Annotated in this window: 30 protein-coding genes; 18 read left to right on the top strand and 12 right to left on the bottom strand. The window is 60.7% G+C overall.

Annotated features, from left to right (window positions below):
• Positions 1-204 precede the first annotated feature (204 nt).
• Positions 205-1,092, top strand: a complete 888-nt coding sequence (gene rhtA / locus HU765_RS04675) for a threonine/homoserine exporter RhtA (RefSeq protein WP_186619221.1) — start codon at positions 205-207, stop codon at positions 1,090-1,092.
• A 166-nt stretch (positions 1,093-1,258) separates the two neighbouring features.
• On the top strand, positions 1,259-1,540 hold the full coding sequence (locus HU765_RS04670) for a hypothetical protein (RefSeq protein WP_186547167.1): 282 nt from the start codon (positions 1,259-1,261) through the stop codon (positions 1,538-1,540).
• An 8-nt stretch (positions 1,541-1,548) separates the two neighbouring features.
• On the opposite strand, the gene HU765_RS04665 is transcribed toward HU765_RS04670, so the two are convergent.
• Positions 1,549-2,118 (bottom strand): TetR family transcriptional regulator, encoded by a 570-nt coding sequence (locus HU765_RS04665; protein WP_186619212.1) that lies wholly within the window; start codon positions 2,116-2,118, stop codon positions 1,549-1,551.
• 91 nt (positions 2,119-2,209) lie between these two features.
• Here HU765_RS04665 and HU765_RS04660 point away from each other — a divergent pair, with 91 nt between their 5' ends.
• Complete coding sequence (locus tag HU765_RS04660; protein WP_186619211.1) at positions 2,210-2,938, top strand: SDR family oxidoreductase; 729 nt, start codon at positions 2,210-2,212, stop codon at positions 2,936-2,938.
• A gap of 37 nt (positions 2,939-2,975) precedes the next feature.
• The gene (locus HU765_RS04655; RefSeq protein ID WP_186619210.1) at positions 2,976-3,572 is read left to right on the top strand and encodes a 2-hydroxychromene-2-carboxylate isomerase; all 597 of its coding nucleotides are present in this window, start codon (positions 2,976-2,978) and stop codon (positions 3,570-3,572) included.
• Between the two features lie 49 nt (positions 3,573-3,621).
• Here HU765_RS04655 and HU765_RS04650 read toward each other — a convergent pair whose 3' ends face one another.
• The 5 genes from HU765_RS04650 to HU765_RS04630 form a co-directional block, all read right to left on the bottom strand.
• Positions 3,622-5,430, bottom strand: coding sequence for an aminopeptidase P family protein (locus HU765_RS04650; protein ID WP_186619209.1), 1,809 nt, complete (start codon positions 5,428-5,430; stop codon positions 3,622-3,624).
• 55 nt (positions 5,431-5,485) lie between these two features.
• Positions 5,486-6,652 carry an aminotransferase class V-fold PLP-dependent enzyme gene (locus HU765_RS04645; RefSeq protein WP_186619208.1) on the bottom strand — a complete coding sequence of 389 codons (1,167 nt, stop codon included), beginning with the start codon at positions 6,650-6,652 and terminating at the stop codon, positions 5,486-5,488.
• A 205-nt stretch (positions 6,653-6,857) separates the two neighbouring features.
• Positions 6,858-7,472, bottom strand: coding sequence for a LysE family translocator (locus tag HU765_RS04640; RefSeq protein ID WP_186619207.1), 615 nt, complete (start codon positions 7,470-7,472; stop codon positions 6,858-6,860).
• A 102-nt stretch (positions 7,473-7,574) separates the two neighbouring features.
• Positions 7,575-7,844: a hypothetical protein gene (locus HU765_RS04635; RefSeq protein ID WP_186547161.1), complete on the bottom strand. Its 270-nt coding sequence runs from the start codon at positions 7,842-7,844 to the stop codon at positions 7,575-7,577.
• A gap of 130 nt (positions 7,845-7,974) precedes the next feature.
• The gene (locus HU765_RS04630; RefSeq protein WP_186619220.1) at positions 7,975-8,340 is read right to left on the bottom strand and encodes an antibiotic biosynthesis monooxygenase; all 366 of its coding nucleotides are present in this window, start codon (positions 8,338-8,340) and stop codon (positions 7,975-7,977) included.
• Positions 8,341-8,421: 81 nt separating this feature from the next.
• On the opposite strand from HU765_RS04630, the gene soxR reads away from it, so the two are divergent.
• The 10 genes from soxR to HU765_RS04580 all read left to right on the top strand — a co-directional run bounded on the left by soxR (position 8,422) and on the right by HU765_RS04580 (position 15,963).
• Positions 8,422-8,874, top strand: a complete 453-nt coding sequence (gene soxR / locus HU765_RS04625; protein WP_186547160.1) for a redox-sensitive transcriptional activator SoxR — start codon at positions 8,422-8,424, stop codon at positions 8,872-8,874.
• A gap of 110 nt (positions 8,875-8,984) precedes the next feature.
• Entirely contained in the window at positions 8,985-9,443 is a 459-nt protein-coding gene (locus tag HU765_RS04620) for a VOC family protein (protein WP_186547159.1), read from the top strand.
• A gap of 257 nt (positions 9,444-9,700) precedes the next feature.
• Positions 9,701-10,900: a PepSY domain-containing protein gene (locus tag HU765_RS04615; RefSeq protein WP_186619206.1), complete on the top strand. Its 1,200-nt coding sequence runs from the start codon at positions 9,701-9,703 to the stop codon at positions 10,898-10,900.
• Complete coding sequence (locus tag HU765_RS04610) at positions 10,897-11,439, top strand: thiamine pyrophosphate-binding protein (RefSeq protein WP_186619205.1); 543 nt, start codon at positions 10,897-10,899, stop codon at positions 11,437-11,439. Before HU765_RS04615 ends, HU765_RS04610 begins: the two co-directional genes overlap by 4 nt.
• Complete coding sequence (locus HU765_RS04605; RefSeq protein WP_186619204.1) at positions 11,436-11,777, top strand: hypothetical protein; 342 nt, start codon at positions 11,436-11,438, stop codon at positions 11,775-11,777. The genes HU765_RS04610 and HU765_RS04605 overlap by 4 nt, the downstream gene beginning before the upstream one ends.
• A complete protein-coding gene (locus tag HU765_RS04600) occupies positions 11,774-12,349 on the top strand; it encodes a DUF6162 family protein (RefSeq protein ID WP_186619203.1) in 576 nt (191 codons plus the stop codon). The genes HU765_RS04605 and HU765_RS04600 overlap by 4 nt, the downstream gene beginning before the upstream one ends.
• Positions 12,350-12,383: 34 nt before the next feature.
• Positions 12,384-13,313: a metal ABC transporter substrate-binding protein gene (locus tag HU765_RS04595; RefSeq protein ID WP_186619202.1), complete on the top strand. Its 930-nt coding sequence runs from the start codon at positions 12,384-12,386 to the stop codon at positions 13,311-13,313.
• 86 nt (positions 13,314-13,399) lie between these two features.
• Positions 13,400-14,158, top strand: coding sequence for a metal ABC transporter ATP-binding protein (locus tag HU765_RS04590; protein WP_238344647.1), 759 nt, complete (start codon positions 13,400-13,402; stop codon positions 14,156-14,158).
• Positions 14,158-15,057 (top strand): metal ABC transporter permease, encoded by a 900-nt coding sequence (locus HU765_RS04585; RefSeq protein WP_186547153.1) that lies wholly within the window; start codon positions 14,158-14,160, stop codon positions 15,055-15,057. The genes HU765_RS04590 and HU765_RS04585 overlap by 1 nt, the downstream gene beginning before the upstream one ends.
• The gene (locus tag HU765_RS04580; RefSeq protein WP_186619200.1) at positions 15,058-15,963 is read left to right on the top strand and encodes a zinc ABC transporter substrate-binding protein; all 906 of its coding nucleotides are present in this window, start codon (positions 15,058-15,060) and stop codon (positions 15,961-15,963) included.
• 173 nt (positions 15,964-16,136) lie between these two features.
• Here HU765_RS04580 and HU765_RS04575 read toward each other — a convergent pair whose 3' ends face one another.
• The 5 genes from HU765_RS04575 to HU765_RS04555 all read right to left on the bottom strand — a co-directional run bounded on the left by HU765_RS04575 (position 16,137) and on the right by HU765_RS04555 (position 20,702).
• Positions 16,137-16,361 carry an MbtH family protein gene (locus HU765_RS04575; protein ID WP_053122206.1) on the bottom strand — a complete coding sequence of 75 codons (225 nt, stop codon included), beginning with the start codon at positions 16,359-16,361 and terminating at the stop codon, positions 16,137-16,139.
• 83 nt (positions 16,362-16,444) lie between these two features.
• Positions 16,445-17,857 (bottom strand): aspartate aminotransferase family protein, encoded by a 1,413-nt coding sequence (locus HU765_RS04570; protein ID WP_186619199.1) that lies wholly within the window; start codon positions 17,855-17,857, stop codon positions 16,445-16,447.
• A 143-nt stretch (positions 17,858-18,000) separates the two neighbouring features.
• Positions 18,001-18,483: a GNAT family N-acetyltransferase gene (locus HU765_RS04565; RefSeq protein WP_186619198.1), complete on the bottom strand. Its 483-nt coding sequence runs from the start codon at positions 18,481-18,483 to the stop codon at positions 18,001-18,003.
• Between the two features lie 216 nt (positions 18,484-18,699).
• Positions 18,700-20,025 carry an ATP-binding protein gene (locus tag HU765_RS04560; protein ID WP_186619197.1) on the bottom strand — a complete coding sequence of 442 codons (1,326 nt, stop codon included), beginning with the start codon at positions 20,023-20,025 and terminating at the stop codon, positions 18,700-18,702.
• On the bottom strand, positions 20,022-20,702 hold the full coding sequence (locus HU765_RS04555) for a response regulator (protein ID WP_186547148.1): 681 nt from the start codon (positions 20,700-20,702) through the stop codon (positions 20,022-20,024). Before HU765_RS04555 ends, HU765_RS04560 begins: the two co-directional genes overlap by 4 nt.
• 255 nt (positions 20,703-20,957) lie before the next feature.
• Here HU765_RS04555 and HU765_RS04550 point away from each other — a divergent pair, with 255 nt between their 5' ends.
• The 4 genes from HU765_RS04550 to dsbG all read left to right on the top strand — a co-directional run bounded on the left by HU765_RS04550 (position 20,958) and on the right by dsbG (position 25,107).
• On the top strand, positions 20,958-21,650 hold the full coding sequence (locus tag HU765_RS04550) for a hypothetical protein (RefSeq protein ID WP_186619196.1): 693 nt from the start codon (positions 20,958-20,960) through the stop codon (positions 21,648-21,650).
• Between the two features lie 96 nt (positions 21,651-21,746).
• Complete coding sequence (gene dsbD / locus HU765_RS04545) at positions 21,747-23,480, top strand: protein-disulfide reductase DsbD (RefSeq protein WP_186619195.1); 1,734 nt, start codon at positions 21,747-21,749, stop codon at positions 23,478-23,480.
• Positions 23,480-24,361 carry a TlpA family protein disulfide reductase gene (locus HU765_RS04540; RefSeq protein ID WP_186619194.1) on the top strand — a complete coding sequence of 294 codons (882 nt, stop codon included), beginning with the start codon at positions 23,480-23,482 and terminating at the stop codon, positions 24,359-24,361. Before dsbD ends, HU765_RS04540 begins: the two co-directional genes overlap by 1 nt.
• A complete protein-coding gene (gene dsbG / locus HU765_RS04535) occupies positions 24,337-25,107 on the top strand; it encodes a thiol:disulfide interchange protein DsbG (protein WP_186619193.1) in 771 nt (256 codons plus the stop codon). Before HU765_RS04540 ends, dsbG begins: the two co-directional genes overlap by 25 nt.
• Positions 25,108-25,209: 102 nt before the next feature.
• Here the strand turns inward: dsbG and HU765_RS04530 are convergent, their stop codons facing one another.
• A complete protein-coding gene (locus tag HU765_RS04530) occupies positions 25,210-26,025 on the bottom strand; it encodes an alpha/beta fold hydrolase (RefSeq protein ID WP_186619192.1) in 816 nt (271 codons plus the stop codon).
• Positions 26,026-26,140: the final 115 nt, after the last annotated feature.

Below are 26,140 nucleotides of genomic sequence, written 5' to 3'. Positions count from 1 at the left end.
TGAATCTCAAGGAGTTTTCCGTTTCGACTGCGCCGGAAGTGGGGCGAATTATAGACTTCCAGAATCTGCCGTCAACCCCTAATTTGCGTTTTCTATTGAAAGACTCAAAAAGCTGCTTCTATATAGACGTAAGCGCCGCCAGTGCGCAGTATATTGCCCAATATTAGAACAATGCCCGCTCTCACCCAGGACGACGTCACACAAATGAATGACCAACCCCGCTCCCTTGCCTCTATCCTTTTCCCGGTTGGACTGCTCCTGATAGCCATGGCGTCCATTCAATCAGGGGCGTCTTTGGCCAAAAGCATGTTTCCGGTGGTAGGCGCACAAGGGACCACCACCTTGCGACTGATCTTTGCCAGCGTGATCATGCTGCTCTTGCTTCGGCCATGGCGGGTCAAGCTGACGGCCAAATCCTTGCGCACCGTGATCGTTTACGGAATGGCGCTGGGCGGCATGAACTTCCTCTTCTATATGTCGTTGCGCACGGTGCCCCTGGGCATCGCCGTCGCACTCGAATTTACCGGCCCACTGGCCGTTGCTATATATGCCTCTCGCCGAGCCATCGACTTTTTGTGGATAGGCCTGGCCGCGGTCGGCCTGTTCCTGCTGATACCGACAGGCGCCACGGCCGCGAGCATTGATTTGATTGGCGCAGGCTATGCCCTCGGTGCCGGCGTCTGCTGGGCGTTGTACATACTCTTCGGGCAAAAAGCCGGTGCCGACAATGGCGTCACCACGGCGGCGCTAGGCGTCATGATCGCCGCGCTGTTTGTCGCACCGATCGGCATCGTTCATGCCGGCGCTGCGCTGCTGACGCCTTCGTTGATTCCGATCGCCATCGGCGTGGCGATTCTGTCCACTGCCCTGCCCTACACCCTGGAAATGGTTGCCTTGACCCGCATGCCTGCCCGCACGTTCGGCACACTGATGAGCATCGAACCCGCGTTCGGCGCGCTGTCAGGCCTGCTGTTTCTTCAGGAGTACCTCTCGTTGTCACAATGGATGGCCATTCTGTGCATTATTCTGGCATCCGTTGGCGCGACCCTGACCATGGGCAGCGCCGCAAAGCCCGCAATCGCAGCCGATTGAAAGAGGATTAAACGCGGGCCTAGCAATTGGCGTTCATTTAGGCCATGTTTAGGCTCGTAACCTATCGCCAGACATGGATTTTTTCGCCAAGGGACATGACGCTGCAAATGCGAGCGAACACCGGCAGACCCGAGCACCAGACTCGAGGCCGCTATTAAGGACGGTAATGAAACGAATTTTGATACTGATCGCCATACTGGCGGTGGCGGGTTGCGCAGCAACCTCGCAAACCCAAGTCAAACGCGGCAAAAAGGGTTTGCATATCAACTGTTCAGGACTCTCGTCCTCGTGGGACAAGTGCTACGCCAGCGCCGCCAATTCGTGCGCACCGAAGGGCTATAAAGTGATCGCCAAGTCCGGCGATACCGTCGAAGAGCCTGGCGACTACCCATTCGGCCTGAACCCTGCCGGCTACACCAGCCGCAGCATGATCGTCATCTGCAAATAGCCTTCAGGTTATTCGGCTCGCGGCACAGCGAGCTGGCGGGCGATCTCTTCCTGGCTGGCGTTCAGCACCGTGCGCTGAACGTCCTCGGTAGCCAGCATCCTCGCCACCACCAGCGCACCGACACATTGCGACAGAATGGCCCAGGCCAGACTGTCGCTCTCCAGAATCTGCGCCCAGCTTTGCTGCAGACGGCAAATACACTTTTGCGCCTGTTCACGCACAAGCACATCCGAACGGGCGATCTCGGCCCCTAATGTCGGCAGCGCGCACCCCGCTTCAGGCTGCTCCACATGCGCCATGCTCAGGTATTGCTTGAGGCAGCGTTGCAGCCGCTCGCGATCCGCACCCTCCTGACCGCCGAGTCGCTCAAGGCTCTGGCTCAACTCGCGCTCGACAATTGCTGCGAACAGCGCGTCCTTGGAGGAAAAGTGGCTGTAAAACGCCGCACCACTCAAGCCGATAGCTTTCATCAAGCCGTCCACGCCGACCGTGGAGAATCCGGATTTTTTCGCCGACAGCGAGCTGCTGTGCAACAAACGCTCGCGGGTTTCCAGTTTGTGACCGGCAGAATAACGCACGTGTTTTTCCTCGTACTGCAGTGCCTTGACGTTAATCGAATCCTAGCATAACGTTCGTTAACTAAACGATCGTTAACCAAAGGCAATCCCAATGAATAACAAGAAGGTCGTACTGGTAGTCGGCGCCGGAGATGCCACCGGCGGCGCTATTGCCAAGCGCTTTGCCAAAGAGGGCTTCATTGCCTGTGTAACGCGCCGCAGCGCTGACAAGCTTCAGCCTTTGGTGGATGCGATAAACGATGAAGGGGGTGAAGCTCATGGTTTCGCCTGCGATGCGCGCAAAGAAGAGGACGTCGTTGCGCTGATTGAGGATATCGAAACCCGCCTTGGCCCGATTGAGGCATTTGTCTTCAACATTGGCGCCAACGTGCCCTGCAGCATCCTGGAAGAAACCGCGCGCAAGTACTTCAAGATTTGGGAGATGGCCTGTTTCTCAGGCTTCCTCAATGCGCGCGAAGTCGCCAAACGCATGGTGACCCGCCAGCGCGGCACGATCCTGTTCACCGGCGCCACGGCCGGGTTGCGCGGTGCTTCCGGGTTCGCGGCATTCGCCGGGGCCAAACACGGCATTCGTGCTTTGGCGCAAAGCATGGCGCGGGAATTGGGCCCGCTGAACATTCATGTCGCGCATGTGGTAGTCGACGGAGCGATCGATACCGACTTTATCCGCTCCCAATTTCCCGAGAAATATGCGACCAAGGATGACGACGGCATTCTCGACCCCGAGCATATCGCCGAGAACTATTGGTACTTGCATAGCCAGCCACGGGACGCCTGGACATTTGAGCTGGATTTACGGCCGTGGAACGAACGCTGGTAAAGCCCTCCCCTACAACAATAATGAGAGCACCGTGATAATGACTAAAACCGTGGAATTCTATTTCGACCTCGGCAGTCCCGCGACCTACCTGGCCTACACCCAATTACCGAAGATCTGCGCCGCTACCGGAAGCGAACTGCGCTATATCCCGATGCTTCTGGGCGGTGTGTTCAAAGCCACCGGCAACGCATCGCCAGCGATGATCCCGGCCAAAGGGCGCTACATGTTTCAAGACCTGGACCGCTACGCCAAACGTTACGCGGTGCCGCTGCGATTCAATCCGCACTTTCCGATCAACACGCTGTTATTGATGCGGGCCGTCACTGGCATCCAGTTGCATCAACCGCAACGCTTCGCGGCGTTTGTCGATTGCCTGTTCAACGCACTGTGGGTTGACGGCCGAAGCCTGAATGAACCGGAAACCGTCGCCGCCGTACTCAGTGAGCACGGCTTCGATCCGCAGGAAGTTCTCGCGCTGTGCAATGACGAGTCGGTCAAAGCGGCGCTCAAGGACAATACCGAGACCGCGGTTAAACGAGGTGTGTTTGGTGCCCCGAGCATGTTTGTCGGGAATCAGCTGTTTTTCGGTCAGGATCGGCTGGACTTCGTCGAGGAGGCGTTGCGCCAGGCCTAGAACGAGGTCGCCACTCAGACGCTGGTCGCAGCGCCTGAGTGGTCACCGATCAGATGGCTTCTGTACGGGTTTTCAGCCATTGCAGTGCCGCACCGTCAAGCAACGGGCTCAAGCGCTCACGCACCTCGGCGTGATAGGCGTTTAGCCACTGCTGTTCTTCATGCGTCAGCAAGGAAGGAATCAGGCAGCGAGTATCGATCGGGCACAAGGTCAGCGTTTCGAACTTGAGGAACTCGCCGAACTCGCTGCGACCGGCCTCGCGGTTCATCGCCAGATTTTCGATCCGCACGCCCCAGCGACCCGGACGATAAGTGCCCGGTTCGATCGATGTGATCATTCCCGGCAGCATCGCCGTCTGCGGCGTCGCGGCGGCCTGATACGCGATGACCTGCGGCCCCTCGTGGACGTTGAGGAAGTAGCCGACACCGTGACCGGTGCCATGCCCGTAATCCACGCTTTCGGCCCAGATTGGCGCACGGGCGATGGCATCGAGCAGCGGCGAGAGAATGCCTTTGGGAAATTGTGCCCGCGACAAGGCAATCACACCTTTGAGTACCCGGGTGCAGTCCTGTTTCTGCTCTTGCGTCGGCGTCCCGACCGGCACCATCCGCGTGATGTCGGTCGTACCGCCGAGGTATTGGCCCCCGGAGTCGATCAGCAACAAACCGTCGCCCTCGATCACGGCGTGCGCTTCTTCGGTGGCGTGGTAGTGCGGCATTGCGCCATTGGCGTTGAACGCAGCAATCGTGTTGAAACTCAGCGAGACGTAATCGGGCCGACGCTCACGGGCTGCGGTGAGCTTCTCGTCGATGGTCAACTCGGTAATACGCTCGCTCCCCCAAGCCGACTCCAGCCAGGCGAAGAATTCGCACAACGCCGCGCCATCCTGCTCCATCGCCTGGCGGATGTGTTGTGCATCGGCTTCACTTTTTTGCGACTTGGCCAGTGTGGTCGGGTTCAGGCCCTCGACCAGTTTGACGCCACTGTCGAGGTGCTCCAGCAGACCCCAGGTCACGCGCGCCGGATCGATCAGCAGACTTGCGCCACTCGGCACCGCACGCAGCGCATCGGCGACTTCGCGGTAATCACGCAGGGTCACGCCATCCTGTTCCAGCACCGCGCGCAATGCGTCATCGACTTTGCTCAGCGCCACGAACAACGTGGCCTGTTGTTGATTGACCAACGCAAACGACACAAACACCGGGTTGAACGACACATCGCCGCCGCGCAGGTTGAACAGCCAGGCGATGTCGTCGAGAGTCGCGATGAAATGCCAATCGGCGCCCCGCTCCCGCAGGGTTTCACGCAGGTTGGCGAGTTTCTCGCTGCGGCTGACGGTCGCTTGCGGTGGCAGATGCTGATAGATCGGCGCATCCGGCAGACCTGGCCGGTCACTCCAAACGTGCTGCAACACATCGATGTCGGTGCGCAGACGAGCGCCTCGGGCTTCAAGTTTGCTGCCAAGTGTGCGCGCCGAAGCCACGGCCATCACCGCACCGTCGACCGCGACCACTCCGCGTTCAGGCGTTTGCTCGGCCAGCCAGTCCAGCGGGCTCGGCTGTCCCGGTTGCAGCTTGACCAGTTCGATGCCGCTGCCCTCAAGTTCCTGAGTCGCCTGTTCCCAGTATCGGCTGTCGGCCCATACGCCGGCGAAATCAGCGGTGACAATCAAAGTGCCCACCGAGCCGTGAAAGCCTGACAGCCATTGCCGGCCTTGCCAGTAGCCCGGCAGGTATTCCGACAAATGCGGATCGGCAGACGGCACCAACAACGCATGGATGCCTTCACGGCGCATCAACTCTCGGGTGCGCGCCAGGCGCTGGGGCACCGATCCTTCGGTCGAGGTCTGGGTACTCATCATGTCTCCTGCTAATCACTTCATCGTTATTGTTCGTCGCCGTCAGGACGGCGGTTCAAATTCCTGTCGTCCAGAATGCCGGAGCACTGGCGCAGGCGGTCTTGATCAGTTCGGCAGCCTTGTCGACGTCCTCGACGCTGGTGAAGCGGCCGAGGCTCAGGCGAATCGTGCGGCTGGCAAGTCGAGCATCGTGCCCCAGCGCCAGCAATACGTGCGAAGGCGTGTTGCTCGCCGAATTACAAGCCGATGTCGCGGAAAATGCGATCGAATGGCTCAACGCGGCGCTGTTGAACTCACCTTCGCTGAACGTCAGGCTCAAGGTATGCGGGATGCGCTGCGCAGCGCTGCCATTCAGGCGTACGCCCGGCAGGCTCAACAACTGTTCGAGCAGACGCTCGCGCAAAGCCACGATGGTTTTTTTCTCTTCATCAAACGCCGCGGCCGCCAAAGCGAATGCCGCGCCCATCCCGGCAATCTGATGGGTCGCCAGGGTCCCCGAGCGCAAGCCGCCCTCGTGACCGCCGCCGTGGATCTGTGCCTGCAAACGCGGCTTTGCGCGCGGGCCGACGTATAAAGCGCCGATACCCTTGGGGCCGTAGAGCTTGTGCGCCGAGAACGACATCATATCGACCGGCCATCGGGCCAGGTCGATCACGACCTTGCCGGCGCCTTGCGCGGCATCCACATGAAACAGCGCGTCGCGACTGCGCACGACTTCGCCGATGGCCTGAACGTTATTGACCGTGCCGAGTTCATTGTTGACCAGCATCAGCGACACCAGAAAGGTGTCCTCGCGCATGGCTTCGCTGACCGCTTGCGGCGTGATCAGGCCGTCGGCGTCCGGCACCAGATAGGTCACGGCGATGCCGCTGTCCTGCAACTGCCGGGCAGTATCGAGGATGGCTTTGTGTTCGATCTGACTGGTAATGAAGTGGCCGCCGCTGACGCCACGCGCCTGGGCGCTGCCCTTCAGGGCGAGGTTATTGGACTCCGTGGCGCCGGAGGTCCAGACGATCTGTTCGGCTTGCGCGCCGACCAGTTCGGCGACTTGCCGACGGGCCTGCTCGACCGTTTGCCGGGCCTGCTGGCCGAATGCGTGGGAGCTGGAGGCAGGGTTGCCGAAGTTACCGTGCAACCCCAGACATTCGATCATCACCTGGATGACCCGCTCGTCCACCGGGGTGGTGGCGGCGTAATCGAAATACAACGGACGTGTGTTCATAAAAGACTCGCAGAGCGTGTTCCGGGATCAGGAGGCTCGTTGTCTGCAAACGACAAACACAGCCTCGTGAGCTGTGCCTGGATTCGAGAGCGTCATCAATACCTGATCGGATGCCGTTAAAGAAGTAGGGCTTCATTTAAAAGTGCGTAGGAACGCTCCTGAAGCCGAGCTTAACAGCCATCGGGCCGGCGGTTGAAGCAATGCGTCAGCTAAAGCTTTCGAGAAGTAACGGGTACAGCGAGATGACCAGCAGTGCCGCCATGCCCCAGTTGAATACGCGTAACCAGCGCGGCTCCTTCAACACATTGCGCAGCAATGTACCGCAGGCAGCCCAGACGCCGACGCTTGGCAGGTTGATGATGGCGAATACGGCGGCGATCACCACGACGTTGGTGAAATAGCCCTGCATCGGCGTGTACGTGCTGATCGCACCGATGGCCATGATCCACGCCTTCGGATTGACCCACTGAAACGCGGCCGCGCCGAGGTAGCTGATCGGCCTGGCTTCGCCTTGGGCGTTGTCACCGACAGGTCCCGAGTGGGCGATTTTCCACGCCAGGTACAACAGATACGCCGCGCCGGCATAGCGCAGAACCGTATAAAGCAGCGGATACGACTGAAATACCGCGCCCAGGCCGAAGCCTACCGCCACCACCAGGACAAAGAAGCCGCAGCTAATCCCCAGCATGTGCGGGATGGTGCGGTTAAAACCGAAATTCACCCCCGAAGCCAGCAGCATGGTGTTGTTCGGTCCCGGTGTGATCGAGGTAACAAGGGCAAACAGGGCAAAGCCCAACATCAGGTCAAGCGAGAGGGTCATGGTGCGGCTTTCCGTCAGGGTCATTCAGAGGTTGACCCTATCCCAGCCGGCCCGACAAACCCACGCACAGTTGGCTAAAAGTTCAGGCAGTACAGTTTTCTGTCAGCTTGGACGTCCGTGCAGCTGTACCGCACGTTCAGCGCTCATTTCACCTTGTTTGTCGAAACCGAAGGTTTTCTGCGGCTGGCCGAGCAACTGCGCTTTCTTCGCGTGGTATTCCTCAAAGGACAAGCCGCTACGGTTCAATGCCTCCATCGCCAGCTCACGGGATTCTTCGGCGGTGTAAGGGCGCAACTCGGGGGAAACATGGCTGGCGCAACCCGCCAGCACAGATACAGCGAAGATCAGCGAAACAGTCAGTAAACGATTCATGGGAGCGTCCTGGCGAGCAATGTGGGTCGATGGACAAAGGCTACGCCCGGGCACGCTCGCGCAGAAATCAACGCTCTCAATAGTGGCTATCAGAAATAGGCTACAGACGGATATGCCGCACCCGCCATGCCTAACCCACCAGATGGCAATGCAGCGCATCGTCGTGACTGCGGGCGATGCTGCTCAGCACCTGAAACGAATTGAACGTCACGGTTTTCGCTCGATGGCTGCGGATCAACTGCCAGAAATTCTCTTCACCGCTTTCGAAACTGCGAAACGCCGCCTCCCCCGCCTCGCGCGTCTGCCATTGCAACAGGCTCAAGACGCGCCGGCCATCGTCGCTGGCCTGCACGCTGGCACTGAGAAAACCTGCGTAGCGCTGCGCCAGATGCTCGGTCTGCGTCGCTAACGCCGACACCAGCGCCGGTTGCTGGCGAGGCTCGATTTCGAATTCGATCAGTTGGGTAAAGCTGTGGTTTTTCATGAACGCCCCCAGTCATCTTGAAACGAGCCTTGCGACCCGAAGAGCAGCAGGGTAAAACCTCTAGTTAAGTCAAGGTCAAGGGCTATTTCCAACATGATCAGCAAAGACAACGTGCACAAACCGCTCACCGTCGGCGAGGTCGCCGCGCGCAGTGGCGTGGCGGTCACGGCCCTGCATTTCTATGAATCCAAGGGGCTGATCAAGAGCCAGCGCAACGCCGGCAATCAGCGGCGCTACCCGCGTGCCGTACTGCGCCGCGTGGCGTTGATCAAAGTGGCCCAGCGGCTGGGAATACCGCTGGCCGCGATCGGCGAGGCGATGAAAAATCTCCCGCAGGATCGCGCGCCGACAGCGGCGGACTGGAAAATTCTCTCCGAACAATGGCGACAGGAACTCGATGAGCGGATCCATCAACTGACGTTGTTGCGCGATCGGCTCAATGGCTGCATCGGTTGTGGCTGCCTGTCGATGGAGGCCTGTCCGTTGCGCAACCGGGGGGACGTGCTGGGCGAGCAAGGACCCGGGCCGCATTTCCCGGTTGAATAAGGGCGCTGCTCGTCGGAGCAAAATCGCCATGGCCGGGACAGTTCTATAGTGATCTTTCCGGATCGATCCGGTGCAGCCACCTCCTATACAACAACATCAGGGAGAACGTCATGAGCGTAAAACCCATTCCCGAGGGGTATCACAGCGTTACCCCGTACCTCGGCATCCAGAAGGCCGCCGAGGCCATCGACTTCTACAAGAAAGCCTTCGGTGCCACCGAGGTGATGCGTCTGGCCATGCCCGACGGCGGTATCGGCCACGCCGAACTGCGCATCGGCGACAGTGCCATCATGCTCGGCACGCCCTGCGATCAGGGACCGCTGAGCAATCCCGACCAGGCCGTCTCGGTCGGTTTGCATTTGTACGTCACCGATGTCGACAAATCCTTCCAGCAGGCGCTGGATGCCGGTGCGACAACGGTGTCCGAGGTCAAGGATCAGTTTTACGGCGATCGCAGCGGAACGCTGAAAGATCCGTATGGGCATCTGTGGTTCCTGGCCACGCACAAAGAAGATCTGAGCGAAGAGCAGATCCGCCAGCGGGCGATGGAGATGTTCAGCCAAGGCTGAAACCCGCCGTCCCGGTATCAGGGCTGTGCATACCCTGCTCCTTGTGGAGCGAACCCGCTTCACAAGGACAGCTGAGAACGCGTATCGAACTGCGAAACATTTACTTTCATATGATTTAGCGGGATTTGCCTCGCTCATCCGTCTTATAGGAATGCAGGCCGTTCGCGTAGGCAAAAGCCACGATCGGCCTTCCGGGGATTCCCGTGCTGCGAAGCCCGTAGCCCGGCACCCTTCCAACGAAATCAAGACGCGTAATCATGTCAAAGAAATCCCGCTCGAAATTGTGGTTCCTGGTGCATAGCTGGCTGGCGTTGCCGATCTGGTTCTTTGTGTTGATCGTCTGTGTCACCGGTACGCTGGCGGTGGTCAGTCAGGAAATCGTCTGGCTGGCCAACCCGCAGATGCGTGCCAGTCAACCGTCGGACGATGCGCCGCGCCTCAGTTATGACCAGATCCTCGCGGCCATCAAAAAAGCCGAACCGCAGACTCTGGTCGAAAGCATCAGCCGCCCGGACGAGTCGCACTTTGCCCTCGATGTCGAAGTCAGCTACCCGGACGGCCGCTCGCTGACGGTGTACGTCAACCCTTACACCGGCGCGATTCAGGGCACCGCGCCCGACTTCAACTTCAAGGCGTTTACCCGCGCCCTGCATGGGTGGTGGCTGGTGCCGTTTACCAGCGGTTTCAGTTGGGGCTGGTATCTGGTGTCCTTTCTCGGGCTGCCTTTGCTGGCCTCGTTGATTACCGGACTGGTGGTCTATAAACGCTTCTGGAAAGGATTCTTCACCCCGACCTTGCGCATTCGCCATGGCGCACGGATTTTCTGGGGCGACTTTCATCGCCTCAGTGGCATCTGGTCGATCTGGTTCATCGCCGTGATTTCGATCACCGGCACCTGGTTCCTGATTCAGGCGCTGCTGGCGGACAACCATATTTCGATTTCCAGCGAGCCGGTCATTCCCGCGATGTCCCGTGAAGCGGTACCGCGTTCTGCCGATGGCTCCCCGCCTGAGCGCATCAGCCTGGACCGTGCCATTGACATTGCCCGGCAAACGATTCCGGGCCTGGAAGTCAGTTTCATCAGCCTGCCCGGCAACGCCTATAGCCATATGAGTGTGGGCGGCCGTGGCTGGTATCCGTTGATGTTCCAGTCTGCCACGCTCAACCCGTACAACGGTGATCTGGCCGCGTCGCGAATGCTGTCGGACCGCACGTCGCTGGAGTTCGTCACCGAGTCCATGCGTCCTTTGCACACCGGCGATTTTGGCGGGCTGTGGATCAAGCTGATCTGGTTCTTCTTCGGCTTGTTGCTGAGCATGATGGTGCTCAGCGGCTTGTTGATCTGGACCAAACGCACCGCCCTCGCCACGGCCAATGCCTTCAAGCGCGAATCGAAGAAAAATCGCCTGCAGCCCCAACCGGCCATGCAGCGTGAAACGTCGGAGGCCAACCTGTGAGCAAGTCCATTACCGCCCCGCCACCTTCGCGCCTGAACCTGCTCTGGCGTAAATGGCGCTTCCACATCAACGTGCTGTTGCTCCTGATTCCGCTGGGTTTCATGCCCAAGTATTTCGCCGATGTCGCCCTGTTTCGTGGTGACAGTGGTCTGGGCGAACGAGAAATCGGCGAAATTCAGGTCGGCCCCTGGAGCCTGCGACTCGCCGAGTTGCGCAATGAAGCGCCGCGCTCCGACGGCCCGGCCGGGTATCTGAAAGGCTTCAACGCAGCGCTCTGCCAGGCCTGTATCGAACCGGTGAAAGCGACCTACCTGCGCATCGGCAAGCCCCGCAGCCTGCGCGCCGCCGGGGTGATTTTCTTCGGCACGCCCTATCGCATGGGCACGCAATTGCCGATTCCGGAAAAGACCAAACCCGACGCCGAACTGTGGATCACCATGGAAGGCTGGGACGGCAGCATGCACCAGGCCTCGATTCCCCTGAGCCAGGCCTCTCCCGCCACCGTGGCCTGGCTGAACACACAAGGAGCCAAACCATGACTCGCCCACAACGCCCTTCCCGCTTGCTGCTGAGCGCCGCGCTGCTGATACTGAGCGCCGGTTTCAGTGCAGGCGCCCTGGCACACAACCCGATGTGCGAATGCAAAGCCATCGATGCCGAACAGATCAAGTGCACCGGCGGCTTCTCCGACGGCAGCGGCGCACCCGGCGTAACCCTGGATGTGATCGGCTATGACGAAACGATTCTGGTGCCAGGCAAGCTCGGCACCGATTCGACCCTGACGTTCAAGAAACCCGACTCCGAGTTCTATGTGCTGTTCGACGCCGGTCCCGGCCACGTCGTGGAAATCGACCAGGCGGATATCGAAACCCCATGAGCACACCGACCCGTCAAATCGTGCGCCCGGCGGGCGCCGGTCATGAAACCCTCAACGTTCTGCTGCTGTGCCTGCTGATCCTCGCCGTCGCCGGTTCTGTGGTGGCGTGGCGCGGGGTTTCCCATGAACCGGAACCTGTCGCCAGCCACCAGTACGATGCCCGTCGCGATCTCAGCGCCGCCGAGCAAGGCATCTATGCCGACCTGCGGGTGACCCTCGACGAAATCCGCCTGCTGCGTGAAGAACAGCAAACCCTGCCGACGCCGCAGCATTTGGCGCAGGCAGGTTTTGCGCCCTTTGCTCAGGACGCCAGCTCGGTCAGCCGGGGTGGTCACGCCTGGCAAATGCTCGGCGACAGCGCTTATTTCGGTCGCAGCGCAACGCCTGCGGTCGCCGGTTCATTCCTGATGCGCGTCAGCGCCGACCCGGACGCCGCGCCGGATATCTGGTTGAACCGTGGCGCAGAACTTACGCCCGCTCAGGATCTGTCCGACACGGCGCTGTCCGCCGCTGGCTGGAAACAGATCGTCGCGCAATACGACGCCGGGGTGACCCGCGAACATCGTCATTGACTCCTCGCCCCATTCGAGAGAAGACCGCTTGCCCATGTCCATTTCAGCTCCTCGCCGTCCGTTGTTACGCCTGTTTCTGCTTGGCCTTTGCGCCTGCCTGCTGAGCCCGCAGGCCAGCGCCGATCAAGCCAAGCGCCTGCGCATCGGCATCACCCTGCACCCTTATTACAGCTACGTCGCAAACATCGTCGGCGACAAGGCCGAGGTGGTGCCGCTGATTCCCGCCGGCTTCAACCCGCATGCCTATGAGCCGCGGGCCGAGGACATCAAACGCATCAGCGGGCTTGATGTGATTGTGCTCAACGGCGTCGGCCACGATGATTTTGCCGATCGCATGATCGCGGCCAGCGAAACACCCAACGTCAAGACCATCGAAGCCAATGAAAACGTTCCGTTGCTGGCGGCCACGGGCGTCGCGGCACGGGGTGCCGGCAAGGTGGTCAATCCGCATACGTTCCTGTCGATCAGCGCGTCCATCGCGCAGGTCAACAACATCGCCCGGGAGTTGGGCAAGCTTGATCCGGACAACGCCAAGGCCTACACGCAGAACGCCCGCGCCTATGGCAAACGCCTGCGGCAGATGCGCGCCGATGCCCTGGCCAAGCTGACGCAGGCACCAAACGCCGAACTGCGCGTCGCCACGGTACACGCGGCTTACGATTACCTGCTGCGTGAATTCGGCCTGGAAGTCACCGCCGTGGTCGAGCCGGCCCACGGCATCGAACCGAGCCCCAGCCAGTTGAAAAAGACCATCGATCAATTACGCGAACTCGACGTCAAGGTGATCTTCTCGGAGATGGATTTTCCCTCCAGCTACGTCGACACCATCCAGCGTGAATCGGGCGTGAAGCTGTACCCGCTGTCGCACATTTCCTACGGCGAATACACCGCCGACAAATACGAAAAGGAAATGACCGGCAACCTCAACACCGTGGTCCGGGCGATTCAGGAGTCGGGGGCATGACATCGAAAGAAACCCTCTCCCCGGAAAACACCGATTCCCCTGTAGGAGTGAGCCTGCTCGCGATAGCGGTGTGTCATTCAGCAATGATGTCGGCTGACCCGGCGCCATCGCGAGCAGGCTCACTCCTACAGGTTACGGGACCGGCGCTGGATTTTGCGCAGGTGAGCCTGACGCTGGGGCGCACCACCATTCTCGACAACGTGACTTTTCAGGTCCAGCCCGGCAGCATCCATGCGCTGGTCGGCCCCAACGGTGGCGGCAAGAGCTCGCTGATCAAGACCTTGCTCGGACAGATGCCGCATCAGGGCCAGCTCAGCCTGCACTGGCCCGGCGCGCCCGGCACCATTGGCTATGTGCCGCAAGCGCTGGAATTCGATCGCGGCCTGCCGATGACCGTCGACGATTTCATGGCCGCGATGTGCCAGCGTCGCCCGGCGTTCCTCGGCCTGAGCAAGCGTTATGCCGCCGCCATCGGTGAAGCGCTGGAGCGGGTCGGCATGCAGGACAAACGCAAACGCCGCATGGGCGCGCTGTCCGGCGGTGAACGCCAGCGCGTCCTGCTCGCCCAGGGGCTGATCCCGACCCCGCAGTTGCTGGTGCTCGACGAGCCGATGTCGGCCCTCGACGAAGCCGGCATTCAGGTGTTCGAACGCCTGCTCGGCGACTGGCGGGCAGCCGGGGTTACGGTGCTTTGGATCGAGCATGACCTGGAAGCGGTCGGGCGTCTGGCCGAGCGTGTCACCGGTCTCAACCGCCGCGTACTGTTCGATGCGACGCCGCAACAGGCACTGACCCCGGAGCGTCTGCTGAGCTTGTTTTCGACCCATCCACGGAGCGCTGCCTGATGAGTTACGAAGCCTTTCGATTGATGGTCCAGGGCTGGGCGTCTTCCGGATATCTGCCGGAAGCACTGGCTTACGGTTTTGTGGTAAATGCCCTGCTCGCGGGCCTGTTGATCGGCCCGGTGCTGGGCGGCCTCGGCACGCTGGTAGTGGTCAAGCGTTTCGCGTTTTTCTCTGAAGCGGTGGGCCATGCGGCGCTGACCGGTGTGGCCGTCGGCATTCTGCTCGGCGAACCCTACACCGGGCCGTACGGCAGCCTGTTCGGTTACTGCCTGCTGTTCGGCATCCTGCTCAACTACCTGCGCAACCGCACCGGCCTGGCGCCGGATACGCTGATCGGCGTATTCCTTTCGGTATCGCTGGCACTGGGCGCGAGCCTGCTGTTGATTCTCGCCGGCAAGATCAACGTGCACATTCTCGAAAACGTGTTGTTCGGCTCGGTACTGACGGTCAACGGCAATGACCTGGCGGTGCTGGCCATCGTCGGTTCGCTGGTCATGGCGCTGGCGTTGCCGTTGTATAACCGCATCATGCTGGCCAGTTTCAACCCGCAACTGGCAGCAGTGCGCGGCGTGGCGGTGAAAACCCTGGATTACCTGTTCGTGATTCTGGTGACACTGATCACCGTGGCCGCCGTGAAAGTCATCGGCGCGATTCTGGTCGGCGCACTGCTGGTGATTCCGGCTGCCGCGGCACGCTTGCTCAGCCAGTCGCTGAAAGGCTTTTTCTGGTGTTCGGTGCTGATTGCCACCGTCAGCACGTTGTGCGGAATTCTCGCGCCGATCGTGTTCGACCTGCCGATTCCGTCCGGCGCCGCGATCATTCTGGTTGCCGGCATTGCCTTCGCCCTCGCCGCCGTCGCGCGCGGCGTGGTCCCCAGCCTGAAAGGGAATCTTGGATAAATGGCTTTTTCATTGAAAGAACTGACGCTGGCCATCGTGCTGTGCGGCGCAATCTGCACCCCGCTGATGGCCGCTGACAGTGCTAAACCACTGCGAGTACTGGCCTCGTTGCCGATCACCTACGGCTTGGGTGAAGCGCTGCTCAAGGGCACCGAGGTCCAGCTCGAACGCGCGGCGCCGGCCAATCTGCCGGGCAGCCGCCAGACCGCCTATTTCACCGGACGCGGCGCACCGGCGCTGAGCAAACTGGCGACCGACGCCGACGCCGTGATCGGTGTGCGCTCGCTGTGGACCGATGATCCGCTGTACCCGATTGCCCGGCGCAGCAATATTCGTATCGTCGAGGTCGATGCCGCCCGCCCGGTCGACGGCGCCCTGCCGGGGATTGCCGTGCAGCCGGGCCTTCAGGTTGATGGCCTGAACAGTCAGCCATGGCTGGCGAGCAACAACATGGGGCGCATGGCGGACGTTGTGGCCGCCGATCTGGTGCGTCTGGCGCCGACTGCCAAACCGAAAATCGAAGCCAATCTGGCGGCGCTGAAACAGCGTTTGCTGAAACTCAGCGCCGACACCGAAGCACGTCTGGCCGAGGCCGATAATCTGAGCGTGATGAGCCTGAGCGATCATTTTGGCTATCTGATCGGCAGCCTCAATCTCGAACTGACCGGACAGGACCCGCGTCCTGATGCCGATTGGACGGCGCAAGATCTGAAAAAACTGACGGCGATGCTCAAGGACAATGACGTGGCGGTGGTGCTGCACCATCGCCAGCCCGCGGAGCCGGTGAAAGCGGCGATTGCCGCGTCCGGTAGTCGACTGGTGGTATTGAGCACGGATGCGGCGGATCCGCTGGCGGAACTGGAGGGGAATGTGGACCTGCTGCTCAAGGGGCTGAGCGGGGCGTAATCTCAGGCAACACCGCGTTATCGTTCTTCGCGAGCAGGCTCGCTCCCACAGTGAAATGCATTGCCAATGTGGGAGCGAGCCTGCTCGCGAAATGTCGGCACTGACGCTATCTATTTCCCGACAAAAAACCCGCTGACCATTACGGGTCCAGCGGGTTCTTTTTGCCCGGTCGCTTATTGTGCCGCGACTTGCGCTTCCATTTTCTGACGCAGGCTCAGCGGGCGCATGTCGGTCCACACTTCTTCGATGTAGGCCAGGCATTCCTTTTTCAGGCCGCTCTTGCCCACGGTGCGCCAGCCCTCTGGTACCGCTTTGTAATCCGGCCAGATCGAGTATTGCTCTTCGTGGTTGACCACGACCTGAAAGAGGATGTCCTCGCGGTCGAATACTGACGTCATGCTGGTTCTCCATCGTTGTATGGGGTGGCCGCACAAGGGGTGCAGCCGGGTATGTAGAAAGAACGTTCGGCGCGGCGAAAAATTTACAGCGCCGCAGTGGCCGCCGCCAACGCACGCCCGAAGATCTGCGCGACGCGGTCGATTTCCGTGGCGGTGATGACCAACGGCGGCAGGAAACGCACCACCGCGCCATGACGGCCGCCCAGTTCCAGGATCAAGCCGCGCTTGAGGCATTCGCGCTGAACCAATGGCGCCAGTCGGGCGAACGCCGGCGGATGGCCGAGCGCGTCCGGACTGCCGGTCGGGTCCACCAGTTCGATACCCAGCATCAGGCCCCGACCGCGGATATCGCCCAACTGCGGGAAGTCGCGTTGCAGGATGTGCAAATGCTCGCTCAATCGCTCGCCCATGGCCGCGGCGTGTTCGCAGACCTTGTGTTCGACCAGATAGCGCATCACCGCGGAGCCGGCGGCCATCGCCATTTGATTGCCGCGGAAGGTGCCCGCGTGGGCGCCCGGTTGCCAGGTGTCGAGCCAGTCGCGATACACCACCACCGCCAGGGGCAGGCTGCCGCCAATGGCTTTGGACAACACCACCACATCCGGAATGATGCCCGCATGCTCAAAGGCAAACATCTTGCCGGTACGGGCAAAACCGCTCTGAATCTCGTCGACGATCAGCGCAACGCCGGCCTTCTCGGTGATGCGGCGCAGGCCTCGCAACCACTCGATGTCGGCGGGAATCACGCCGCCCTCGCCCTGCACCGCCTCGACGATCACGGCGGCCGGCAGTTGCACGCCCGCTTCGGGATCGTTGAGCAGATTGTCCAGATAGCTCAGATTGGCTTTCACGCCCGCCGCGCCGCCGAGGCCGAACGGACAACGGTAGTCATACGGAAACGGCATGAACTGCACGCCATTGCTGAGCAAGGCACCCAACGGCTTTTTCGGCCCGAGACTGCCCATCAGGCTCAATGCGCCTTGGCTCATGCCGTGATAACCACCGGAAAACGACAGCACCGTACTGCGCCCGGTGGCGGTGCGTACCAGTTTCAGGGCCGCTTCCACGGCATCGGTGCCGGTCGGGCCACAAAACTGAATCTTTGCCTGCGCCGCCAGTTCCGCCGGAAGCAGCCCGAACAGGTCCTGGACAAACTGGTCCTTGACCGGCGTGGTCAGGTCGAGGGTGTGCAGCGGCAGCTCATCGGCCAACACTTGCTGGATGGCCGCGATGACTACCGGATGATTGTGGCCCAGCGCAAGTGTGCCGGCCCCGGCGAGGCAGTCGATGAACGTGCGCCCTTCGACATCTTCGACATACAAGCCCTTGGCCCGCTTGAGCGCCAGGGGAATGCGCCGCGGATAGCTGCGGGCGTTGGACTCCTGTCGACTCTGACGAGCCAGCAGCGGTGACTCATTGAACTGATACAGGGTTTCGGCCGGCGCCGGGACGAGCCGGGCCGACGATTGTTCGATAAGGCTGGTGGCGACTGACATCTCTCGACCCCTCAATTCGCTATGGATAGTGACCAAAACAGCACACCGGACAGGTGCGCGTTCCGGTCGCGGGGCGCACTTGCAGGTTTTCCTGTTCTGGAAACGCTTAAGCGCGATGCGGATTTACACCCTTGATCGAGTTGTCAGTCCGGTGACAGCAAAGACTTGTGCAGCGGCACGGTCTGCGAGTCGGACGTAAAGGCTGGCGATGCCTGTTGATAGCCCAGATGCCGGTAGAACGGCTCGGCAGTTCGGGAGCTGTTGAGATGGAAATGCTGCACACCGCGAATCCGCAGCCAACCCTCGAGGCTCTGCATCAGCGCCCGGCCGACGCCTCGCCGGAAGGATTCCGGCTGCACGTAACACAGTGAGATTTTGCCACCGGCCTCGGCCATGCCGACACCGACCGGTTTTTCTTCAAGCAAAGCGAGACAAAGATAAAAGTCTGGGTCGGCAAGCCGGCCACTGATGAAATCGACAGAGGACTGACTGACCCAGTCGCTGACGAGCAGAGGGTCGTTTCGGTGATCGAACGCGCAACCAATGCGGATCGAACGCTCGATGATACGGTTGATGATGCCGGTGTCGGCCAGCGTGGCCGAACGTATGCAAACGAGTGCTTCCATGGCGCAGTTCCCTCAATCCATTGAGTCAAGGCTGGGTTGACCTTAGCCCCAACCCTGGCGGATAGCGAACGCCGAGAAGTTACATTTGATGTGCCAGAACACGAAACTTTGGTAGGAGTGAGCCTGCTCGCGATAGCGTTCCGTCATCAATCAACTTGTCAACTGACATGACGCTATCGCGAGCAGGCTCACTCCTACAAGGGAGTTGTGGTGGATTCAGCCGGCTTGCAACGGCATCGTCAACTCGACCCGCAGGCCATCCGGGCGGCTGTCGAAATGCAAGGCACAGTCACAACGCTGAACGATCGCCTGCACGATCGCCAGCCCCAGGCCGCAGCCGGTGCTTTGGCCATTGCGCCAGAAGCGCTGGGTCAGATGTTGCAGATCGTCAGGCGCGATACCCGGGCCATGGTCGCGCACAACAAAACGCACGCGATTGCCGATGGTTTCCAGTGTGACCTCGACAGCACAGTCTTCAGGCGTATGGCGCAGTGCGTTATCGAGCAGATTACGCAACGCCGCAATCGCCAGCACGGCGGGCATCTGCAGCGGCGCGGCGGACAGATCATCTGGCACCTGCAGTCTGATCCGCAGTCGCGCACCGCCCGTCGCGTCCTGAATCGCCAGCCGGGCGACTTGTTCGGCGCTGTATTGCGAGCCGTCATCGAACGACAGGCTGCCCTCGACTCGCGCCAGCAACAGCAATTGCTCCAGGGTTCGGTGCAGACGGTCAGCGCCCTCTTCCGCCCGCGCCAGCGATTGATCGCGGGCGCTGCCATCGGTCATGCGCGCCACTTGCAAATGGGTTTTGATGGCCGTCAGCGGACTGCGCAGCTCATGCGCCGCGTCACCGGTCAGGCGGCGTTCACGCTCGATGGTCTTGCCAATACGCTGGAACAATTGGTTCTGGGTTTCGAGCAACGGTTTCAGTTCGCTGGGGAACGCCTGCAACTGCAACGGTTCAAGGGAGTCGGCGTTGCGCCGCATCAACGCCTCACGCAGGCGATTGAGCGGAGCCAGCCCTTGTCCGATGCCCAGCCATAACAGGCACAGGCAGCCCAACAAGGCGACGCCGACCGGTACCGAGGCGGCGAGCAGAATCGACATGTTCAGCGCCTCGCGCTCGATCTGCCGGTCCGCCGTGGTGATGCGCACATCGCCCCGGGCCAGGGTGAAACTGCGCCACGGCGCGCCGTCGATGATTTGATCGTGGAAGCCCATTTTCTCGGCTTCCAGCGCTTGCTCGGGGTTGTTGTGGCTGCGTGCGAGAATTTCCCCGCGCAGGGAACTGACCTGGCAGGCCATGCCACCGGGAACATTGAGTTGTTCGGCACTGAAGTGGGTGCCCTCGCCTTTGCTCGGCAGCGTCGGCAGTTGTTCGAGCAACCCGGCGACCATACGCGCCGAGGCCACCAGCCGCTGGTCGAGGGAAAACATCATCTGGTTGCGCAGATCGCTGAGCATCCACGCCGCCGCCAGCGCCCAGATCAGCGCAAACGCGGCGCCGAGGGTCAGGCTCAGACGCAGGCGCAGACTCATCATTTGCCTTGATCCCCGCCGTCGGCCGGGCCGAGGCGATACCCCAGCCCGCGCACGGTTTCGACGATGCCTTTGCCAAGTTTGCTGCGCAGATGATGGATGTGCACGTTGAGGGCGTTGCTTTCCAGCTCATCGTTGAAACCATAGACGCTGTCTTTCAACTGCTCGGTGGACAGTACTCGACCACGATTGTGCAGCAGTGCCTGCAACAGTGACTGCTCGCGGCGCGACAGGTCCACGGGCTGCCCGGCCAGCGTGGTTTCGCGGCTGCTCGGGTCGTACGTCAGCGCGCCATGCTCGATCAGGTTGACGCTGCGCCCGGCAACCCGGCGCAACAGGGTTTGCAAGCGGGCGAACAGTTCGCGCAGGTCGAACGGCTTGAGCAGGTAGTCGTCGGCACCGGCCTGCAAGCCATCGACGCGGTCGGTGACCGAATCGCGTGCGGTCAGGATCAGCACCGGGATCTCCAGGCCAGAGTGACGCAACTGTTGCAGCAGCTTGAGCCCGTCCTCGTCCGGCAGGCCCAGGTCAAGCACCATCACGTCGAATTCCGCGACCTTGAGCATCGCCCGCGCCTTGGACGCCGTGTTGACGTGCTCGACAGTCAAGCCCTGGGCGGTGAGGCCGGCGACGATGCCACTGGCGATCAGCTCATCGTCTTCGCAAACCAGTACGTGCATGGGTGCTCCGTGAGAAAAATGGCGAGTGAAGCAGGCGAGGATTAAGGGGCAATTATGGCCATGCGCGACAGTCACGGGAAGTCGGTTAAACATTCCGACCACTTCCAGGCGACGGGAAACCCGGGGTAGCGACGGTCGAAACATTCGCCAAGCTAAAGGCGTCTTCAGAAACAATTCATCGCTTTGTCTACGAATGCGTCGTCACTTACTTTGAATCGGGCAACTTCGCCAACCGTCTAAATGGACTTTGGAAACATGACCGAATTAAAAAACTTTGTCGCCGTCGACTGGCACTCCGGCCCCGACCGTATTTATTTCTTCTTCAAGGATACTGACACTTACTCCCGATTCAATATCGGCGACAACATTGTCCCCGGTAACTATCCCACCAAGACAGCAGGCCACTGGGACAGTTTCAGCCCTTTTACCCAACACCTGCGCTTTGGCCTGACCACCACTTCGTTCGGCTGGAACGTCGATAGCGATGAAGACATTGCCTGGTTCTTCTTCTACCAGGGAACAACCCCGATGGTCTGTAAATATGATCAGGACACTGACAAAGTTGCCGCTTTCCATAAGGTCGCCGATTCGATCTGGAAGCCGATCCTGCCGTATTTCGATAAGATTATCGCTGGCACCTGGTTTCAATTGACCGGTCATCCGTTCCTGTTTCGCTTCATTCTCAATGACGGGCACTACTTGTCGTTCAATTACAAAGCTAAGACTCTGACTCGCAACCCCTTCGGCGACTATCAATTGGGGGCATTAAAACCCTACAAGGACCGAATCATCACCGCCGCCCAGAATGACCGGACATTTGCCGACAGTTACTGGTATATCTTCCTGACCCATAATCAATATCTGACTTACAACATCCAGTCGGATCGACTGGTTGCCGGTCCGAAAACCGTTACGGAAGGTAATTGGCCCGGGCTGTTGCGCGGCTGATTGGCCAATCATGGAGGGGCTAGTAGGATACGGTTAATTATCGGTTAATCGCCGCCGCCCATTCTGCACCCACTTGCACAGGGACAAGGCTCCTCCATGCGTCGTTTTTTTCTGTTGTTTGCTCTGCTGATCTCCGGTCTGGCCCAGGCCGGAAACAATCCCTTTGAGACGAAACCGGACTTTTTGCCAGTCGACAAGGCATTCGTACTCACCTCCGAACGGCTGGAGTCCGGCGAGACCCAAGTGTTCTGGCAAATCGCCGATGGCTATTACCTGTATCAGAAGCGTCTGAAATTCGATGGGCTGACGCCCGCACAACAGCCGACATTGCCTGCGGGCGAATCCCATAGCGATGAGTTTTTTGGCGAGCAACCGGTCTATCGACAAGGCCTGGAAGTGAAAATCCCGGCTGCAGCCACGGGGCAAATCAAGGTCAGCTATCAGGGCTGCGCGGATGCGGGACTGTGTTACCCGCCGCAAACCCGGGTGATTGATCTGGGCGGCACAACGGCGCAGGCCGACAATGCTCAAGCGCCGGATCAGGCCCTTGCCAGCAGTCTGCAACAACGGGCGTTGGGCTGGAGCCTGCTGGTGTTTTTCGGCCTTGGCCTGCTGTTGGCATTCACCCCGTGTTCCTTGCCGATGTTGCCGATTCTGGCCGGCATGATTGTCGGCAGCGGTGCCACACCCCGTCGCGGTTTCGCCCTGGCCAGCAGCTATGTGGTCTGCATGGCGCTGGTGTATGCGGCAATGGGCGTGATCGCCGCACTGCTTGGGGCAAACCTGCAGGCCTGGCTACAGAATCCGTGGTTGCTTGGTGCCTTCGCCGCCGTATTCGTGATACTTGCCCTGCCGATGTTCGGCTTCTTCGAGCTGCAATTGCCCGTGGCCCTGCGTGACCGACTGGAACACGCCTCGCGCAGCCGCAGCGGCGGCAGTCTGATTGGCGCCGGTGTGCTCGGTGCGTTGTCCGGTCTGCTGGTCGGCCCGTGCATGACTGCGCCGCTGGCCGGAGCATTGCTTTATATCGCGCAGAGCGGAAACGCCGTGCACGGCGGCTTTATTCTGTTTGCGCTGGGCATCGGTATCGGTGTGCCCCTGTTGTTATTGGTGACGGTCGGCAATCGTTTTCTGCCCAAGCCCGGCGCCTGGATGAATCTGCTCAAAGGCGTGTTCGGCTTCCTGTTCCTCGCCACTGCGTTGCTGATGCTGCGCCCGGTACTGGACGCTTCGTTGTGGCTGGGTCTGTGCGGTGCACTGCTGTTGATCGCCGCTTTCTGCGCCTGGAAACAGTCCGAAGGTTTTGGCCGGGTTGCCCAGTTATTCGGCGCCAGTTCGCTACTGCTCGGGTTGTGGGGCAGTCTGCTGGTGATCGGCGCGGCGGGCGGCAGCGATGATCCCTATCAACCGCTGCAGGTTTACAGTGCCGGTCGCGCCAGCACGGCGGCACCATCAGGTCACGAGGCGTTTACCACGATCAACGACCCGGTGGCGTTGCAACGCGAACTCGACGCTGCCAAGGCGCAGGGCCAGTGGGTCCTGCTCGACTACTACGCCGATTGGTGTGTGTCGTGCAAAGTCATGGAAAAACAGGTCTTCGGCCAAGCCAAGGTGATGCAGGCGTTGAACGATGTACGGCTGCTGCGCCTGGATGTCACCGCCGACAACGCCGCCAGCCGTGAACTGCTCGGTCGTTACAAAGTGCCGGGACCACCGACTTTCATCTGGATCGGCACGGATGGCGAAGAGCGGCGCAGCCAGCGCATCACCGGCGAAGTCGATGCCGAGGCGTTTCTGCAACGCTGGACCACTACCCGAGACGCCAATTAATGCTGACTTTCACCCTCGGCACCTTCGCCATCGCACTTAACCACCTGCTGCTGATCAGTGCCCTGGCGCTGGCGACGTTTGTCGGCTGGCGGGCGGCCAAACGTGGCGGCGAGAATCCCGAGTCGGCGCTATTCAGCCTGTTTCTGCTGGGCATGCTCGCGGCGCGCATTGCGTTTGTGCTGATGTACTGGCCGCACTACCGCAATGACCCCTGGCAGATCATCGACCTGCGCGACGGCGGTTTCCTCGCCTGGCCGGGGGTGATCGTGCTGCTGCTCGCAGCCCTCTATCGCGGTTGGCGGCGTCCGGGCTTGCGGCGACCGCTGGGCTTTGGCGTGGTCAGCGGCGTGGCCTTCTGGTTGCTGGCAACCCTGTCGCTGAACATTTACGAACAGGGCACGCGCCTGCCGGAAATCTCACTGCGCAACGCCGCCGGAGAAACGGTAAAACTCAGCGATTATCAGGGCGGCCCGTTGGTCATCAACCTGTGGGCCACCTGGTGCCCACCGTGCCGGCGCGAAATGCCGGTGCTGGAAAACGCCCAGCAGCAGCGTCCGGACCTGACCTTCCTGTTCGTCAATCAGGCCGAAAGCATGCAAAGCGTGGCGACGTTCCTCGAAACCCAGGGTCTGAGCCTGAACAACGTGTTGTTCGATCGTGGCGGTCGACTCGGCCAGGCCGTCGGCTCCATGGCGCTGCCGACTACGCTGTTCTACAGTCCCGACGGCCGCCTGCTGTCCAGCCACTTGGGCGAATTGTCCAACGCCAGTCTGGCACGCGCCCTGGAAAATTTCGGCGAACCGAACCTGAATTCAAACCCGGCCGCTGCACCGGCCACCTCTGCAAGGAAACTCCCATGCCCCGCCTCCGCCACCTGCTGACGCTGACTCTGGGCAGCGCACTGCTGCACTTGCCGTCGGTGCAGGCTGCTGAAGAATTGCCCGCCGCGATCAAGCAGATCGAAGCCAAGGGCGCAAAAATCGTCGGCCAGTTCGACGCGCCCGACGGCCTGCGCGGTTATGCCGCGCAATATCAGAACCGCGGGATGGCGCTGTACCTGACGCCGGATGGCAAGCACGTAATGGTGGGCAATCTGTACGACGCCGATGGCAAGGACTTGAGCAGCGAACCGCTGCAAAAACTGGTCTACGCGCCGATGGCCAAGGAAGTCTGGGCCAAGTTCGAAGCCAGCAACTGGATTCAGGACGGCAACAAGGACGCGCCACGCACCGTGTATCTGTTCAGCGACCCGAACTGTCCGTACTGCAACGTGTTCTGGGAACAGGCGCGGCCCTGGGTCAAGGCCGGCAAGGTGCAGCTGCGCCACATCATGGTCGGGATCATCCGCGAAGACAGCCCGGGCAAATCGGCGGCGCTGCTGGCAGCGAAAGATCCGGCCAAGGCGCTGGAGGATCACGAAAAGGCTGGCAAGGGCAGCTCACTCAAAGCTCTGAAGGATATTCCGGTGGCGGTGCAGACCAAGCTCGCGGCGAATATGCAACTGATGGAAGACCTGGAGTTACAGGCCACGCCGGCAATTTTCTACATGGACGGCAAGGGTGAGCTGCAACAGCAGCAAGGGGCGCCGACGCCGGAGAAGCTGGTGAAGATTCTGGGGCCCAAATAGTTTTCCGTTGCCTGAACCGGCCCCTTCGCGAGCAGGCTCGCTCCTACAGGTGAACATATTCCAATGTGGGAGCGAGCCTGCTCGCGAATGAAGCTACTCGGTCTAACGGTTGCACTCGCTCAGAAAGGCCAGCAGCGCCTCAGTGACAAACTCTGGATTCTCCAGATTGGAAATATGCCCCGCCTCCGGCACCAGCACACACGGACAGCCGATCAGTTCAGCCATTTCCCGGGCTTCCGACGGCGGGCGTGGCTTGTCCTGATCGCCGCACAGCACCAGCGCGGTCGCGGCATTCAACTCGCCCAGACGCGGCAACAGATCATCACGGCCAAAGGTGATGCGCCCCATCGGCACGATGCTTTCGCGCAGCCGATCGGATGAGTAAGCCGCGAGTTTCGCGCGAAAATCCTGATACAGCGCCGACTGCGGATCGATGCCCGGGCGGAAAAAGATCGGCACGACAATGTCGAGCAGTTGCTCGGAGATTTCTCCGCTGTCTTCGATTTGCTTGAACAGCGAGAAGTAATACTGACGGGTGGGTTCCGGCTCGACACCGACGTAAGTGTCCATCAGCACCAGACCGGTTAGACGCTGCGGCGCGGACAGTGCCAGGCGAACGCCCCACATGCCGCCGACCGACAGCCCGACCAGCGTGACGCGGTCAATGCTCAGGTGATCGAGCAAGGCCTGCGCCTGACGGGCGATGTCATCCAGCGATGCAGTCCCTTCAGGCAGCCGTCCCGACTCACCGTGCCCCCACAGATCCAGCGCAATCACGCGATAGTGCGGAGTGAGTGCGGCGATCTGCGGCGCCCACATGGCCTGGTCCCACAAATAACTGCCGGCCAGCAACACGGCCGGGCCGGTGCCTTGATCAATGTAGTGCAGCGCTTGTCCGTCAACCGTGAAAAAAGGCATCGACCACCTCCTGTGAGAAAAAACAGAACCGGCAGACTGAGCTGCCGGTTGGTGATCGTCAAGGGTGGAAATGTACTGACATTTACCTGTTGATTTGTGTTGAATCCGCCTGCTC

It is taken from the genome of Pseudomonas sp. SWRI81 (assembly GCF_014268545.1).
GTDB classification, from domain to species: Bacteria; Pseudomonadota; Gammaproteobacteria; order Pseudomonadales; family Pseudomonadaceae; genus Aquipseudomonas; species Aquipseudomonas hamedanensis.
This window is presented reverse-complemented; position numbering and strand designations above follow the sequence as displayed.